Origin of the sequence: Oliverpabstia sp. (assembly GCF_022785585.1) — a bacterium.
GTDB classification, from domain to species: domain Bacteria; phylum Bacillota; class Clostridia; order Lachnospirales; family Lachnospiraceae; genus Oliverpabstia; species Oliverpabstia intestinalis.
The window spans coordinates 1-15,000 of sequence record NZ_JALFPR010000043.1 but is presented as its reverse complement, the minus strand read 5'-3'; the positions used below and the strand labels follow the sequence as shown (position 1 = coordinate 15,000).

Sequence of the window (15,000 nt, the reverse complement as noted above, 5' to 3'; positions counted from 1 at the left end):
TTGAATACATTATATGTGACATCCGGCAACCGATATTTGTCCCTGGATGGAGAAAATGTAGTGGTGTTGGAAGATAAAAAAGAAGTTGGAAGAATTCCATTACATAATTTGCAGGCGATTATTACTTTCGGTTATACAGGAGCCAGTCCGGCACTGATGGGAGCATGCGCGCAAAGAAATATTGATTTATCTTTTATGTCAGGAAATGGTCGTTTTCTGGCGAGGGTTACGGGAGAGGTCAGAGGAAATGTAACACTGAGAAAACAGCAGTATAGGATCAGTGAAAAAAGAGAGGAAAGTGTGGCGATTGCCAGGAATTTTATTTCCATGGAAGAAATAAGAGACCGCCATTGGATAATGTAAATGCGATGTTATCTTTTGCGTATTCTTTACTGGCAGGTATGTGCGGAACAGCGTTGGAAGCAGTCGTGCTAGATCCGTATGTTGGATTTTTTCATACGGATCGACTGTGAATTGAAAAGAGGAATACGCTGTGATTGTTGTATCTGCGAGAAAATTAACAAGCATTTTACTCGAAGAAGATTGTGAAATTAATCATTCTCATATATAATAAATTATATAATGTGTCGTGAAAAAAGATAATTTTCAGAAAATTTATATAGGGATGGAGGACGCTGTATGAAGAAGAGAAGAATATTCCGCAATCTGAACGACAAAGAGTTCGCCTGGGTGCTTTATGATGTGGGTAATTCGGCGTATACGATGCTGGCGTGTGCGCTGATACCTATCTGGTTTAAGGCGATGGCGATAGGGACAAAGCCGGGGCAGCTGACATCGGATCGGGCAACGGCTTATTACTCGATGGCGATTGCGGTGATCACGATCGTGGTTGCGTTGCTGGGTCCGGTGTGTGGAGCGATTTCTGATTATAAAGGCATGAAAAAGATCTTTTTTACCAGTACCGTTGCAGTGGGTGTCTGTGGGTGCATCCTGAATGGATTTGCCTGTCAGTGGATCGTATTTTTGCTCCTGTTTGCAGCAACCAAGATCTTTTACAATATGTCCCTGATGTTTTATGACTCGATGTTAAACGATATCACCACGGAAGAGCGGATGGACGAAGTTTCTTCTTATGGTTATGCATGGGGATATCTTGGATCGTGTATTCCGTTTTTGATCGCGCTGGTGGCTTATGTACTCGGACCGGATATGGCGGGTATTATTTCCGGTAAGTTATCCATGGCGATCGGGTTTGCGGTTACGGGGCTCTGGTGGCTTCTGGTGACGGTTCCGCTGATAAAGAATTATAAACAGATCAATTACGTGGAAAAGAAAGAACATGCAGTGAGAAGTGCGTTCCGCAGGATCTTTGAAACCATCAGGTTTATCGCAACAAAAGATAAAAAAGTATTTTTCTTTCTGATCGCATTCTTTCTCTACATCGATGGCGTGGGAACGATTATTGATAACTGTATCAATATCGGAACGGACCTGAACCTGAGCACTGTGGGCCAGGTGATCTGTCTGCTGGCGACACAGGTTGTTGCCTTTGGCGGTTCACTGGTATTTGCAAAATTGTCGAAGAAGTACGATACCGTACAGCTGATCCTGGTATGCATTGCAGGGTATTTTATCGTCTGCCTGTATGCGCTGACCTTAAAGAACCTGATAGGTTTCAGTTTTCTGGCATTCGGTGTGGGATGCTTCCAGGGATCCATCCAGTCCCTGTCGAGATCGTACTTTTCCAAGATCATTCCACCGGATAACTCGGGAGAATATTTTGGTCTGTATGATATTTTTTCAAAAGGAGCATCTTTCCTTGGATCGGCTGTGATCGCAGGAGTAAAACTGGCTGGAGGAACCATTAATATTGCAGTGGCATCACAGGCAATCTTTTTCTTCCTCGGATTCATCTTCCTGAAGATCGCAGATGGAAAAGAGCGGAGGATCGTGGAAAGCAAATAAAAAGTATCAGAAGGAGATGCGGGAATAAAAAAGCTAATTACATATTGCAGCTATAGACAGCAGGAGTCTGAGGATCAGTAGAAGAATTCTCAGGCTCCTGTTGTCTGTGCATAATAGAAAGATAATTTTCATACAGTCAGGGAAGAAATGTGATAAGATAAAAAGTAACTATTCAATAGATAACTGTGAGGGTACTGAACAGTTGCGATAAAAAAGAAATCAGAGAGGGATATTTTCCGGAGTTTTCCGTCTAATCTATGTAAACAAAAAAAGCCGGCCGGCAAACCAACCAGAAAAGGTGGTGCAAAAGTGACAAAAGAACAATTAGGAACCTTGATCCTGGATTCCGAGAGGCAGATGTATTCTACTGCAAAATCCATGTTATACAGCGATCAGGACTGTGCGGATGCCATACAGGAGACGATTGTAAAGGCATTTTCCGGAGTGTATACACTGCGAAATGACAAATATGCAAAAACATGGCTGATGAGGATCCTGATCAATGAGTGTTATTCCATCCTGAGAAAGGCAAGTAAGGTGATTTCTCTGGACGAGATGTGTGAGACGACAGAGCTTGCAGCGGATGAAAAGAGTGACTACAGCGATCTGTACAAAGCAGTAGGTTCTCTGAAAGAAGATCTGCGGATGCCGGTGATTCTGTATTATATTGAGAATTTTAACATCAGAGAGATTGCGCAGATTATGGATATCAGCGAAGGAGCCGTACAGAAGAGACTGGCCAGAGCAAGAGGAAAATTACGACAGGATCTGCAGGAAAGTGAGGCGTGGACATGAGATTAGAAGAGATGAAAAACAATATCCCGGAAACTCCCGATTTTATTCATAAGATGGTACAGGAAGAAGTCAGCAGACAGCTGCAGGACACCAAAGTGGTACCCATGAAGAAAAGAAAATGGAACAAAGTGCAGGCAGCCGCCGCTGCCGCCCTGTGTCTGCTTGCTACTTCCACAGTGGCGTATGCCGGCAACAGACTGTACCATATGTATGTGGAAAAACAGGGAAATTACCGTGTGGAGACTGGGATTCAGGCAGATGCCGGAACATCCGTGCAGCTCCCGGAACAGATTCATGATGTGGCAATCTCAACGAACTATATTCCGGATGGCATGACATGGACAGATGAAGATCATCTGCAATATACAGCACAAAACGGTGGCTTTACATTTAGTTCTGTACTGCTTGACAGTGATGATTTTGAGAAAGCAAAAGAAGATAAAAATATCGTAGAGAGTGAGGAACATACTTTTGGCAAGTACGAAGGTGTCTATCTGAGATATCATGAAGTGATACAGGACGGCTTCTTTAACCAGCGTATCTACCTGTTTTGTCCGGAAGAATACCGTGTGATCACCATCTATGTGGGCGATGATGTATCCAAAGAGGACGCCCTGAAGGTAGCAGATAATCTTCAGATCACAGAAAAAGATACCATGATAGAAACTGCCGGTATGTATACCTGGAGTGATATTGTCTCACCGGAAGAGGTACAGGGGGACGAAGCTGTAACCAGTATATCTGCTGACCGGCTTCCGGTTGCCGAAGTCGGAGAGAAAGTTGATCTGACAGCCAGCGGTGAAGATAAAGATGGAAATTACGCAGACAATATTCCGATACAGGCAACGGTAGATTCTGTTCAGATCACAGATGACCTTCAGCTTCTGAACGGCCAGATTCCGGAGGAATGGGAAGATGCTGTCGGAGAAGACGGAAAATTAAAAGAAAACACAATCTCCTACATCCGGGAAGGAGACGGAGTTAATACGCTGGATGAAGTCGTAAAAACAAAGACCGAACAGCAAAAACTGGTATATACTACCGTCACATACACCAATACATCAGACCAGGAAGCAGACCATATACTCTACCTTGGTTCCCTGATGATGTGCCACAACGATGGAAGTACATACAAAGTGTATACACCGGGCAAAGAAGCCGGAGACGGCTACGATTGCTGCACCTGGGACGGAGCAGCCCGAACCGGTGAAATGAAATACTGCAGTGTAACCGAGAACTATGGTAATGGCGGAAACTATATCCCGTCCCTCAAACCGGGCGAAAGCATCCAGATATCCATGGCATGGATCGTCAACGAAAGCGACCTGAAAGAAATGTACCTGAACCTCAACGGCACAGGCGCCTCCTACCAGTTCGATGACGAAATCCTTGCAAACGGCATTATCGACATCCGTCAGAACTAGTACATCGTTTTCGAAATAACTGTATCATTCACTTGTCTACGAATCCGATTGCACAGTTTAAAAAGCCTCAGCGTAGCCCGCTACGCCGCCCTCATTCGGATAAAATCTCCCACAAACTGGGATTCGCAGACAAGTGTATAAGCGATACATAAAAAATCAGGAGAACAGGAGTTCATAACCCTCTGTCCTCCTGATTGTCTATGTGCCTGGTACCCCAGAAAAACACAATAATTGCCTGCAATATCCGAAACTCAACACTATCCACACTATACATACCTGCCGCTTTTCAATACCCAGAAACAATGCCCCTGCCCCGGAGCGTGAGACAGCCTTTTGCCGGCGCCTTTAGCAAATATGAGATCCAGCATTTACGCAGGCTTTCGCGAGGGTCCGCTGACCCTCGTGAACATAGCCGAAGTTAATGCTCAGATTTGCGTTGCCGGCGGTTGTCTCACGCTCCGGGGCAGGGGCATTGTTTCGTCCGTGTCGGTTGGCAATAAGGCTGAGCAAGAGAAATATCTCACATTCCGGGGCAGGGACATTGTTTTATCCGCATTTGACTATGATTTCACGCCACCAACAATATTCCACCCCAAGAATGAATAACATCCCCCACCCCCGTCAATCCTCTAAAAAAAACAAAAGGAGCCATAAAAAATGAAACACCAATCCCACGCAACCCTAACAGCCCTCCTGTTCCTCTCATTACTTCTCGTGACAGAATCCCCCCGCTATCTCCAAGACAAGTCCACTTCCACTCTTCAGCAACAAATCGCAACACAAGTACTGCGCTTTCACATAAGAGCCAACAGTGATACCGTTGCCGACCAGCAAAAAAAACTCCGGATAAAACAATCCCTCCTGGAATGGCTGACACCCATCCTCTCCGAAAACACCAGTAAATCAGAAACCATACAGTGCATCAGGAAAAATCTCCCGGACATCCGAAAAGAAGCCACCCGTATGGCCGCCCCGGAACCCGTCACCGTAACTCTTCAGAAAGAATGGTTCCCTGAAAAAACCTATGGAACCTGTACTTTCCCGGAAGGAATCTATGATGCCCTTCGCGTAGATATCGGACAGGCAAAAGGCCATAACTGGTGGTGCGTCCTCTACCCCTCCCTGTGTTTTGCGGATGCGCTGGAGCCTTCCATGACCGAAGAGGGCGAAGAAAAACTGCAACAGGTACTCGATGAAGATGCTTATGACCTCCTTCTGCATCCACAGAAGCTGAAAATCCGGTTTAGACTTGAATTCTTCTTACGAAACAGGTAGAATATGATAAGTATGTAAGCAGTGACAGAAGAAAAATGTAACTGTAAAAACAGGAAACCTGAATGGGAGAAGAGACATGAAAACAGATCGTAACGCACCGATAGGTGTATTTGATTCCGGTGTCGGCGGGCTCACGGTAGCCAGAGAAATCATGAGAAACCTGCCCATGGAAAAAATCGTATACTTCGGAGATACCGCCCGCGTTCCTTATGGAAGCAAATCCAAAGAAACCGTTATCCGGTACTCCAGACAGATCGTCCGATTCCTGCAAAAACAGGGCGTAAAAGCAATTGTGATCGCCTGCAATACAGCAAGTGCGCTGGCACTTGATACCCTTGAAAAAGAAATCGATATCCCGATCATCGGTGTGGTAAAACCGGGAGCCAGGGTAGCGGCAAGAGAGACTACAAAAAAAAGAGTTGGTGTTATCGCAACCGAAGCGACCATCAACAGCCACCTGTACAGAGAACTGATCCAGCAGATTGATCCTGAAATCACGGTAGTCGGAAAACCCTGCCCGTTATTCGTGCCACTGGTAGAAGAGGGCTGGCGAAAAGATCCGGTCACAGAGATCGTGGCCCGCAGATACCTGAAAGAGATGCAGGACGAAAAAGTAGACACCCTGATCCTTGGCTGTACCCATTATCCACTACTCCGCGGGGTGATCGGATCTATTATGGGTGATCAGGTACAGCTGGTAAACCCGGCATACGAAACCTCACTGGCATTAAAACAATTACTGATCGAACAGGACCTGCTGAATCAGGGATCGGTAGAAGAAGAATTTCCATACCGTTTCTATGTAAGTGATGCGGCAGAAAAGTTCAAAAGCTTTGCCAACTCCATTCTCCCCTATGATGTGGAGATGACAAAACAGGTAAATCTGGAGGAATAAAAAGATGACAAAAGAAGTATTGATCCATCTGAAAGGTATGCAGACCACGGATGACCCCCATGGTTCTGATGAACCTCTGGAGCTGATCACTGTCGGAGAATATTATTACCGGAACAATACCCACTATCTGTTGTATGAGGAACAGATGGAAGGACTTGACGAACCGATACATAACCTGGTCAAGATCCGTCCCGGTCATATGGAAGTGCGAAAAAAAGGACCGGTACAGACCAATATGGTCTTTGAGACAGAAAAACAGAACATGGCCTGCTATCAGACACCATATGGTCCGATCCAGATGGATATCACAACGACCGGAGTAAATTTAGGGGAAGAAGAGGAACTTCTGGAGATAAAGACAGAATATGTTCTGGGGATGAATGGTCAGAAAGTAGCGGACTGTCAGATGCATATCCGTGTAACCCCGAAGGGCAGCAAAGAGACTACATTTTTCAGAGCATAATCAAAATTGGTCCACCGGACCAATTATTGATTGATATGCAATGCAACAAAAAACGGAGCTTATCATCCATCACTGGAAAATAAGCTCCGTTTTTGAGTTTTATTTGTCTTTTTTTGCGATTTTGTTTTTCATTCTCCGGAAGAACTTTTCCTTCTGTTTTGGCTGTTCCAGAGGACCTCTGACACCGCGGACATCTGTGATATAGATACCACTGATTGTAGCTTTCACTTCTTTTTTCAATGGGATCAGATCGAAAATCTTCTCGTCAGCAACCATCGTCATAATTCTCGGACCGATCTTTGCTTTTACGATGGGAAGTTTTGTTCTGCGCATCAGCTTCGGCGTCTGATCGATTACCATCTGCGGGAGTCCGGATTCTTTGATCCGAAGTCTCTTCTTATCAATGATCAACATATTGACGGTCTGTTTTGCAGCCTCAATCTGTGCCTGATTTTCCTCCTGCTTTTTCTGTGCACGTTTGCCAAGAAAATAAAGGACAACCAGTACGGCAATCAAAATCACTAAAATAATTAATAATACCTGCCAGACTTTCATACTTTTCCTCCTGTCCTGTGATACAAGCACGAATCCATCATTCCATGCCTGTCTATTTTATCACTGATATGGGCAAAAGGCAATCAGAATCGGGGAAAATCTCAGGAAAATCCGATTTTGCTATGGCTTTCAAACGGATTCATGCTATAATATCTGGTAGGTATCAGCTTTTTTTTAAAGAGATAAGAACTGACCTGGATGGAGAAATAACCGGATGGAATCAGGAAACCACAGAGACCGCCGGAAGAACCATACAAAAGTCTAAATAAAGGAGTAAAAAAATGAGTCAGGAACAAAAGAAAAGACCACCCATGACGGAAGAAGAAAGACAGAGGCGAATCGAACGGCTTCGGAGAGAACGCAGAAGAAAAAGACGTCAGCAGGCGATGATCATGCGTGCCGCAGTTCTTGGTGTGCTGATCCTGATCCTGATCGGATCCATCGCACTGGTATCTGCTCAGGTGCGCCGTTCAAAAGCGAAAAAAGCGGAAGAAAAAGCGAAACAGGAGAAACTGATCCAGGAGGAAGAGGCAAAAAACAAACAGCGTAAGGAATCCATCGATCAGGCAGATGTTATGGCACAGGGATATGATTATGACGGTGCGATTGAACTGTTAAAATCTCTGGATAATTATGACAAAGATGCGGATATCGTGGCGAAGATCGCAGGCTATGAAGCGGACAAATCTACGCTGGTAGCGGTCAACATGAACGAGATCACTCATGTTTTCTATCATTCACTGGTTGTAGATCCGGAGCGGGGGTTTGCCGGCAATGACAGTGCAGCAGCCGGATTCAAGCAGTGGATGACAACGGTAGACGAATTTAACAAAATCACACAGGCGATGTATGACAATGGCTATGTGCTGATCGATCTTCATGATATGGTAACAGAGACGACAGATGAGAACGGAACGGTTCATTTTACCACGAATCAAATTATGCTTCCGGAAGGAAAAAAACCGTTTGTATTATCGCTGGATGACCTGTCTTACTATCACAGTTATGACGGTCGCGGTGTCGCTTCAAAAATAGTACTGGACGAGAACGGGAAACCGACCTGTGAGTATATCCAGGCTGACGGAACTACCGTAACCGGTGCATACGACTGTATTCCTCTGCTGGATCAGTTTCTGGAAGAACATCCGGACGGTGCATACCATGGAGCAAGGGGAACGATCGCACTGACAGGATACAATGGTATTCTGGGATATCGTACCGATATTGCTTATAAGACAAGAGAGAATCTGACAGCAGATCAGCAGGCATGGCTGGATGCCCATCCGGATTTTGATTATGACAAAGAATGTGAAGAAGCAAAAAAAGTAGCCGATGCTATCAAAGCAGACGGATGGAAGTTCGCCAGTCATACCTGGGGACATATCCGGATCGGTGATGCAAGTCTTGAGAGTATCCAGAAAGATACAGAGAAATGGCTCAGCTATGTAGCACCGTTAGTCGGCGGCACAGATACGATTATTTTTGCTCATGGACAGGATCTTGCAGACTGGCATGATTATTCCAGTGATAATGAAAAGTTCACATATCTGAAGAGCCAGGGATTTAATTTCTTCTGCAATGTGGATTCTTCACAGTATTTCTTACAGATCCGTGATAATTATGTGCGTCAGGGAAGACGAAACCTGGATGGTTACCGTCTGTGGAACGATGTCCACGGAGAGAAAAACCGAACCAGTGATCTGTTTGATGCGACACAGATTCTGGATCCGGCGCGTACGGATATGCCGTCATTATAAAAGGATACAAGGATAAGATGAACGGTGCGGGAATGAAACCGTTACATATAAGGAAAGAACATGAATGATACAACACGACAGAAAGTAAAAGAATCGCCTGAGGAGCGCAAACGCCGGATACGCAGACAGCGTATGATTCAGGAACGGCGCCGCAGACGCCGGAGAAAAGCACTGATTCTGAGGGGAATCCTTGTGTTGATCTTTGTACTGATACTTGTGGGGATCGGCTCCGCCGTTTCCTGCGGAGTAAAAAAGTACAGGCAGTCAGCAGCCGGGAAAAAAGATTCAAAAAAACAGGAAACCCAGGTGACAGAAGAAACTGTGCAGATGGAAGCGGTGGATCTTAAGAAGGTTCTCCATCTGTCTTTCGAAAGTCTGATCGCGGATACCGATCAGGCTTTCGGACAGGAAGACAGCAGTGCCGCAGCGACACTGGATCAGACCCGCGTGACGGTGGATGAGTTCAACGCCATGCTGGGGCAGTTGTATGAAGAAGGATATGTGCTGGTGCGGTTTTCTGATCTTGCAGCGGTCAATGAAGATGGGGCGATGGAGGCCAAAAAGCTGATGCTGCCATCCGGGAAAAAACCGTTGCTGTTATCAGAGACGAATGTGAATTATGATCTGGAACTGTCCGGACAGGGTCTGGCATCCAGGCTGGTACTGGATGGCAACGGAGCACTTACCTGTGAACGTCAGGCTTCAGATGGCAGTACTGTGACAGGAGCCTTTGATGTGGTTCCGTGTGTGGAGGCATTTATTCAGGAACACCCGGACTTTTCCAATAATGGAGCCAGAGGGATCCTGGGACTTACCGGATATAACGGAATTCTTGGTTATCGGACGGATGATGCTCTGGCAACATCAACGGATAACCGTTATGCGGCGAAATATGGAGTATTTGATACAGCAGCAGAAAAAGAGGCGGCAGCGCCTGTGATCGAAGCTCTGAAAAGTGCCGGATGGGAGTTTGCCTGTAATGGATATGATGGAACCAATTATGGCAGTGATGAAGAGGCCGTATCTGCGGATCTTACAAAATGGAACGAAAGTGTGGGAACACTTGTGGGAAACACCACGATTCTGTTGTTTCCGTCCGGTACAGACAGCCGTGGATGGAAAGCATATGATGAGTCGGATCCGGTATATCAGATACTGAAAAAACAGGGATTTCTGTATTATGGCAGCATGGATATCAGCGGAACAAAAACACAGTTGACGGAGCAGTATCTCCGATGCAGCTATATGAATGTGGATGGTTACCGGATGTATCAGGATCTGTATAAGGATGCCGGGCGTTTTACGGGGATTCTGGATTTTCAGGAAATCTATGACAGCAAACGACCGATGGCAGCGAATGAAACAGATACACAGGCTACAGGCGGAGAAGATGAAAAAGCCTGAAAAAAATGTGAAATCTGGCAGATATACTTTTCATTTAAAGAAAAATATGATATAAACAAAAGGTATTGTGCCTGTTAATGGGATGAAAATGGAGGATTTATGAAGAAAAGAGCGATAATGATCAGCATGCTTCTGGTAATGGCACTTTCCGTAACCGGATGCAGTCAGAAGACAGCTACAAAAGATAAGGATACAAAAACAGAAGAGACAGCCAAGACAGATGACGCGGAAGAGACAGAGTCCGACAACACGGAGGATACTTCCGAAGATACACCAACAACCGCAGAGCTGATGGCAGGTATCGATGTGGAAAAATGTGTGACACTCGGTGACTATAAAGGTGTGACCGTAGAAAAGACCATCCAGTCTGTAACGGACGAAGATGTACAGAATGAGATCGATAATGCGCTGGCAAACTATCCGGTGGAAGTAGACCAGGCTGCAAAAGAAGGTGACACAGTAAATATCGACTATGTAGGTAAGATCGACGGAGAAGAATTTGACGGAGGAAGTGATCAGGGAGCAGATCTGAAACTGGGTTCCGGAAAGTTCATCGATGGTTTTGAAGACGGATTGATCGGTGCAAGAAAAGGGGAGACCCGTACGCTGAATCTGACTTTTCCGGAAGATTATACACAGGATCTTGCCGGAAAGGCTGTAGAATTTACCGTTACAGTCAATGCGGTGAAAGAGCCGTTAAGCGAGCCTACGGATCAGTGGGTGGCAGACAATATCGAAGGATATGACAATCTAGCAGACTATAAAGCAGGTATCCGTTCAGAACAGGAAGAGAGCAATGAACAGACAGCAGAGAATCAGGTTCGTTATGCCGCATGGACACAGGTGATCGACAATTGTACCATCAATGAATATCCGGAGACACTGGTTGAAGTCGGAAAAAAACTGTATGAACAGCAGGTGGAGACTTATGCAAAGTATGCAGGAATGGAACTGGATGCTTATATTGAGTCCTCCGGACTGACGCAGGAAGAATATCAGTCCAATATGGAAGAGTACGGTAAGAACGTAGCAGCGCAGGCGCTGGTATGCCAGGCAATCTGTGACAAAGAAGGATTTGCCATCGGTGATGACGATTATCAGAAAGCTCTGCAGGATATGCTGACAGAATATGGATGTACCGAAGATGAACTGATCCAGACTTATGGTCAGGATAATGTAGAACAGAGCATCATGCTGAACCGTGTCAGTAATCTGATCCTGGAAAATGCAAATGTGACAGAAGTGCAGGCTGACAGCAGTGCGGATAGCTCCTCAGATGACAGTGGGAACTAACGTTTTGCATTAAGAATAAGCATAGATTACAGAAAAAGAGAGAAAGCCCGGTTGCTTTTTCTCTTTTTTTTTGCATGTGCATATCAATAATCGGGCCGCTGAACTGATTTTGATGATATCCCGGGCTTGAAGTAAATGTCGATTCGAGGTAAAATAAGACACAGCGATAATTGTATATACAGGAGGAGAAGACAATGGAATTAGCAGTATTACAAAAAGACATGGTGACAGCTATGAAAGCGAAAGACAAAGTAAGAAAAGAGGCTATTTCTTCTTTGATTTCCGCAGTAAAAAAAGTAGCGATCGATGAAGGTCACAGAGATGATATAAAACCGGAACTGGTAGATCAGGTAATTTTAAAAGAACTGAAAACAGTAAAAGAACAGATCGACACCTGCCCTGCAGAACGTACCGATCTGATCGAAGAGTACCGGACTCGTTACAATATTATTAATGAATATGCTCCGCAGCTGATGTCTGCAGAAGAGGTGAAAATCTGTCTGCAGGAAAAATTTGCAGAGGTTCTGGCAACGAAAAATAAAGGACAGATCATGAAAGCTGTCATGGGAGAACTGAAAGGGAAAGCTGACGGTAAGGTTATTAACCAGGTAGTGGGGGAACTGTGTAAATAACCGAATAAGGCGGGAGGATTTGTTATTATGGGAAAATTTAAGATTGAAATGGGCGATATTACCACCTATGCGGTAGACGGAATTGTGAATGCTGCCAACACAACGCTTCTTGGAGGAGGCGGGGTAGACGGTGCGATTCACCGGGCAGCAGGACCGGAATTGCTGGAGGAATGCAAGACGTTAGGCGGATGTGATACCGGTAAGGCCAAGATTACCAAAGGGTACAATCTGCCGGCACATTATGTGCTTCATACGCCGGGACCTATCTGGCATGGTGGATATAATTATGAGGATGTGCTGCTGCAGGGGTGTTATGAGTACTGCCTGAAACTGGGAGAACAGTATGGTCTCAAGACGATTGCATTTCCATCGATCAGTACAGGGGTGTACGGCTATCCGGTGGAAGAGGCAGCGAAGATCGCGGTGCGGACAATCTGTGATTTTCTGAAATGGACACAGGTAGTGGAAGAAGTGACCATGGTGTGTCACGGTGAAGGTACCTGGAAGGTATATCAGGAAGCGTATCGGGAGTATCAGGCTGCTGAGAGCGAAAAGTAGAAAGAATGAAACGGGCAGAGAGGAGTATGTACAGCGGGGACTGTGCAGGACTTCATCTGTCCGCTTTTTACACAGCAAAACTATGGGAGGTTTTTGGGAAGATGAAAAAGTCATATGAGATGGACATGTGTACCGGTCCATTATTGAAGAAACTGCTGATCTTTGCGGTTCCTTTGATCTTGTCCGGGGTACTGCAGCTGTTGTTTAATGCTGCAGATATTGTAGTAGTGGGAAAATTTGCGGGAAGTCATGCACTTGCCGCAGTGGGATCTACAGGTGCGCTGATCAACCTGTTTACCAATGTGTTTATCGGTTTTTCCATTGGTACCAATGTACTGGTTGCCCAGTATTTTGGGGCAAAAGATGAACAGAACATCCAGGATACCGTACATACCTCGATGGCGATTGGCATCATCGGCGGAATTTTTCTGATTGTGGCAGGTATGATTTTTGCACCGATGATGCTGGAAGTGATGGCAACACCGGAGGAAGTGCTGGGACAGGCTGCATTATATATCCGGATATATTTTATCGGTATGCCGGCGATGCTGATCTATAACTTTGGGGCGGCGGTGCTGCGTGCCATCGGAGACACCAGAAGACCGCTGTACTATCTGCTGGAGGCAGGTGTGGTCAATGTGATTCTGAATCTGATTTTCGTGATCGGATTTCAGATGGGAGTTGCAGGTGTCGCTATCGCGACCGTAGTTTCACAGTGTATATCAGCGGCACTTATCGTACGTTGTCTGATGAAAAGTGAGGGAATGTACCGGTTGTATCTGAAACGGATCCGGATTCACAAAGAGAAGATGATCCGTATTATCCAGATCGGACTTCCTGCCGGGTTGCAGGGAGCGATTTTTTCAATCTCTAACGTGTTGATCCAGTCATCCATCAACTCTTTCGGAGCGATTGCCATGGCGGGCAATACGGCAGCCGGTAACATAGAGGGATTTGTTTATGTTTCCATGAATGCTATTTACCAGACGGCACTGAGCTTTGTCAGCCAGAATGTGGGAGCCGGTCAGCAGAAGCGGATTCCCAAAATTTCCATATACTGTATGGCAATTGTATTTACTGTCGGACTTGCGCTTGGTACACTGGCATATCGTTGCGGAGGCACCTTGCTTGGCATCTATTCGTCCGATCCGGAAGTGATCGCATATGGTCTGGATCGTATGAAGGTTATCTGCCAGATTTATTTTCTCTGCGGAATGATGGACGTGGCGGTAGGTATTCTGCGAGGTATGGGATATTCCATCATGCCGATGCTGGTATCTCTTGCAGGCGCCTGTGGACTGCGAATCGTGTGGATCTTTACTGTCTTTGTATGGAAACATTCACTGTTTGTCCTGTACCTGTCGTATCCGATTACCTGGATCATCACATTGAGTGTTCATCTGATCTGCTTTGCAGTAGTATGGAAAAGAAAAAAAGGGATCTGGGCGACCGTAAAACCGCATCCGGATCTTGGAAAAACGGAGGAATAACATGCGTCTGAAAAAAATACAGGAAGCGCTGAAAACAAAGAATATTATATTTACCTATACAGAAGAGGACAATTGCGGAAGTCTTGATTTTCAGTTCCGTGGACTGCGGTATCATATCTGGGAATTTGTGGACGGTGACATCTGGGGCGTGGAGACGAATGTATATCATGCCGGAAAAAGTGAGGATATTACCGGAGATTACGAAAAAGAGATCAGCGAACTGATCTTAAGCTGGCCGGATATGGCGATTCCGGGATAAATCTAAAGCAGGTATTTTTGCAGCGGACAGAGGCTTTGGAGAAGTAAGAATTGTATAGTTACAAAAAAACAGATTCGATTCAAATTGGCTATTTCTCAGAAAGTATCCGGTTTGAGTCGAATCTGTTTTTGATTGTAACTGTTCAGTACCTTCACAGTTACGAGCCAAAATGCATTTAAACGATAAAAACACGCTTTGCGAGTTTTTATCGTTATCGCGGCACTCCTCAAGGTTCCGTGCAAGCACGGACTTTGACTCGTTGCTCGCGTAAATC

At 45.4% G+C, this 15,000-nt stretch carries 15 protein-coding genes and 1 pseudogene; 14 read left to right on the top strand and 2 right to left on the bottom strand.

What is annotated here, in order from left to right; genetic code table 11:
• The 4 genes and pseudogenes from cas1 to MSA64_RS02455 all read left to right on the top strand — a co-directional run.
• Positions 1 to 467 (top strand): annotated as a pseudogene (cas1, locus tag MSA64_RS02470) (CRISPR-associated endonuclease Cas1); the annotation flags it as partial.
• Positions 468 to 639: 172 nt separating this feature from the next.
• Entirely contained in the window at positions 640 to 1,926 is a 1,287-nt protein-coding gene (locus tag MSA64_RS02465; protein WP_227750297.1) for an MFS transporter, read from the top strand.
• A 309-nt stretch (positions 1,927 to 2,235) separates the two neighbouring features.
• Positions 2,236 to 2,721 carry a sigma-70 family RNA polymerase sigma factor gene (locus MSA64_RS02460; protein WP_287890390.1) on the top strand — a complete coding sequence of 162 codons (486 nt, stop codon included), beginning with the start codon at positions 2,236 to 2,238 and terminating at the stop codon, positions 2,719 to 2,721.
• Entirely contained in the window at positions 2,718 to 4,145 is a 1,428-nt protein-coding gene (locus MSA64_RS02455) for a DUF4367 domain-containing protein (protein ID WP_287890388.1), read from the top strand. Before MSA64_RS02460 ends, MSA64_RS02455 begins: the two co-directional genes overlap by 4 nt.
• 57 nt (positions 4,146 to 4,202) lie before the next feature.
• Here MSA64_RS02455 and MSA64_RS12175 read toward each other — a convergent pair whose 3' ends face one another.
• Positions 4,203 to 4,295, bottom strand: a complete 93-nt coding sequence (locus MSA64_RS12175; RefSeq protein ID WP_408636459.1) for a DUF6783 domain-containing protein — start codon at positions 4,293 to 4,295, stop codon at positions 4,203 to 4,205.
• A 507-nt stretch (positions 4,296 to 4,802) separates the two neighbouring features.
• Between MSA64_RS12175 and MSA64_RS02450 the strand changes: the two genes are divergently transcribed.
• The 3 genes from MSA64_RS02450 (at position 4,803) to MSA64_RS02440 (ending at position 6,778) form a co-directional block, all read left to right on the top strand.
• Positions 4,803 to 5,420, top strand: a complete 618-nt coding sequence (locus MSA64_RS02450; RefSeq protein WP_022171044.1) for a stage II sporulation protein R — start codon at positions 4,803 to 4,805, stop codon at positions 5,418 to 5,420.
• A 76-nt stretch (positions 5,421 to 5,496) separates the two neighbouring features.
• Complete coding sequence (gene murI / locus MSA64_RS02445; protein WP_022171045.1) at positions 5,497 to 6,315, top strand: glutamate racemase; 819 nt, start codon at positions 5,497 to 5,499, stop codon at positions 6,313 to 6,315.
• Between the two features lie 4 nt (positions 6,316 to 6,319).
• Positions 6,320 to 6,778, top strand: coding sequence for a DUF1934 domain-containing protein (locus MSA64_RS02440; RefSeq protein ID WP_022171046.1), 459 nt, complete (start codon positions 6,320 to 6,322; stop codon positions 6,776 to 6,778).
• A 99-nt stretch (positions 6,779 to 6,877) separates the two neighbouring features.
• Here MSA64_RS02440 and MSA64_RS02435 read toward each other — a convergent pair whose 3' ends face one another.
• Positions 6,878 to 7,333, bottom strand: coding sequence for a hypothetical protein (locus tag MSA64_RS02435; protein WP_022171047.1), 456 nt, complete (start codon positions 7,331 to 7,333; stop codon positions 6,878 to 6,880).
• A 281-nt stretch (positions 7,334 to 7,614) separates the two neighbouring features.
• Between MSA64_RS02435 and MSA64_RS02430 the strand changes: the two genes are divergently transcribed.
• From MSA64_RS02430 to MSA64_RS02400, 7 genes are all read left to right on the top strand, one after another.
• The gene (locus MSA64_RS02430; RefSeq protein WP_287890386.1) at positions 7,615 to 9,090 is read left to right on the top strand and encodes a polysaccharide deacetylase; all 1,476 of its coding nucleotides are present in this window, start codon (positions 7,615 to 7,617) and stop codon (positions 9,088 to 9,090) included.
• Between the two features lie 60 nt (positions 9,091 to 9,150).
• On the top strand, positions 9,151 to 10,494 hold the full coding sequence (locus tag MSA64_RS02425; RefSeq protein WP_287890384.1) for a hypothetical protein: 1,344 nt from the start codon (positions 9,151 to 9,153) through the stop codon (positions 10,492 to 10,494).
• Between the two features lie 99 nt (positions 10,495 to 10,593).
• Positions 10,594 to 11,787 (top strand): trigger factor, encoded by a 1,194-nt coding sequence (gene tig, locus MSA64_RS02420; RefSeq protein WP_154431703.1) that lies wholly within the window; start codon positions 10,594 to 10,596, stop codon positions 11,785 to 11,787.
• Positions 11,788 to 11,981: 194 nt separating this feature from the next.
• A complete protein-coding gene (locus MSA64_RS02415) occupies positions 11,982 to 12,419 on the top strand; it encodes a GatB/YqeY domain-containing protein (protein ID WP_022171051.1) in 438 nt (145 codons plus the stop codon).
• Positions 12,420 to 12,446: 27 nt separating this feature from the next.
• Positions 12,447 to 12,977, top strand: coding sequence for an O-acetyl-ADP-ribose deacetylase (locus MSA64_RS02410; protein WP_022171052.1), 531 nt, complete (start codon positions 12,447 to 12,449; stop codon positions 12,975 to 12,977).
• Positions 12,978 to 13,078: 101 nt separating this feature from the next.
• A complete protein-coding gene (locus tag MSA64_RS02405; RefSeq protein WP_287890382.1) occupies positions 13,079 to 14,467 on the top strand; it encodes an MATE family efflux transporter in 1,389 nt (462 codons plus the stop codon).
• Between the two features lies 1 nt (position 14,468).
• Entirely contained in the window at positions 14,469 to 14,726 is a 258-nt protein-coding gene (locus MSA64_RS02400) for a hypothetical protein (protein WP_022171054.1), read from the top strand.
• The last annotated feature ends 274 nt before the right edge of the window (positions 14,727 to 15,000 follow it).

Bases quoted from the DNA above. Each gene is read 5' to 3' on its own strand.
- MSA64_RS02430 (WP_287890386.1), top strand. From the start codon at position 7,615: ATGAGTCAGGAACAAAAGAAAAGACCACCCATGACGGAAGAAGAAAGA.
- MSA64_RS12175 (WP_408636459.1), bottom strand. From the start codon at position 4,295: ATGTATCGCTTATACACTTGTCTGCGAATCCCAGTTTGTGGGAGATTT.
- MSA64_RS02410 (WP_022171052.1), top strand. From the start codon at position 12,447: ATGGGAAAATTTAAGATTGAAATGGGCGATATTACCACCTATGCGGTA.
- MSA64_RS02405 (WP_287890382.1), top strand. From the start codon at position 13,079: ATGAAAAAGTCATATGAGATGGACATGTGTACCGGTCCATTATTGAAG.
- MSA64_RS02415 (WP_022171051.1), top strand. From the start codon at position 11,982: ATGGAATTAGCAGTATTACAAAAAGACATGGTGACAGCTATGAAAGCG.
- MSA64_RS02455 (WP_287890388.1), top strand. From the start codon at position 2,718: ATGAGATTAGAAGAGATGAAAAACAATATCCCGGAAACTCCCGATTTT.
- MSA64_RS02425 (WP_287890384.1), top strand. From the start codon at position 9,151: ATGAATGATACAACACGACAGAAAGTAAAAGAATCGCCTGAGGAGCGC.
- MSA64_RS02465 (WP_227750297.1), top strand. From the start codon at position 640: ATGAAGAAGAGAAGAATATTCCGCAATCTGAACGACAAAGAGTTCGCC.
- murI (WP_022171045.1), top strand. From the start codon at position 5,497: ATGAAAACAGATCGTAACGCACCGATAGGTGTATTTGATTCCGGTGTC.
- MSA64_RS02435 (WP_022171047.1), bottom strand. From the start codon at position 7,333: ATGAAAGTCTGGCAGGTATTATTAATTATTTTAGTGATTTTGATTGCC.
- MSA64_RS02440 (WP_022171046.1), top strand. From the start codon at position 6,320: ATGACAAAAGAAGTATTGATCCATCTGAAAGGTATGCAGACCACGGAT.
- MSA64_RS02450 (WP_022171044.1), top strand. From the start codon at position 4,803: ATGAAACACCAATCCCACGCAACCCTAACAGCCCTCCTGTTCCTCTCA.
- tig (WP_154431703.1), top strand. From the start codon at position 10,594: ATGAAGAAAAGAGCGATAATGATCAGCATGCTTCTGGTAATGGCACTT.
- MSA64_RS02400 (WP_022171054.1), top strand. From the start codon at position 14,469: ATGCGTCTGAAAAAAATACAGGAAGCGCTGAAAACAAAGAATATTATA.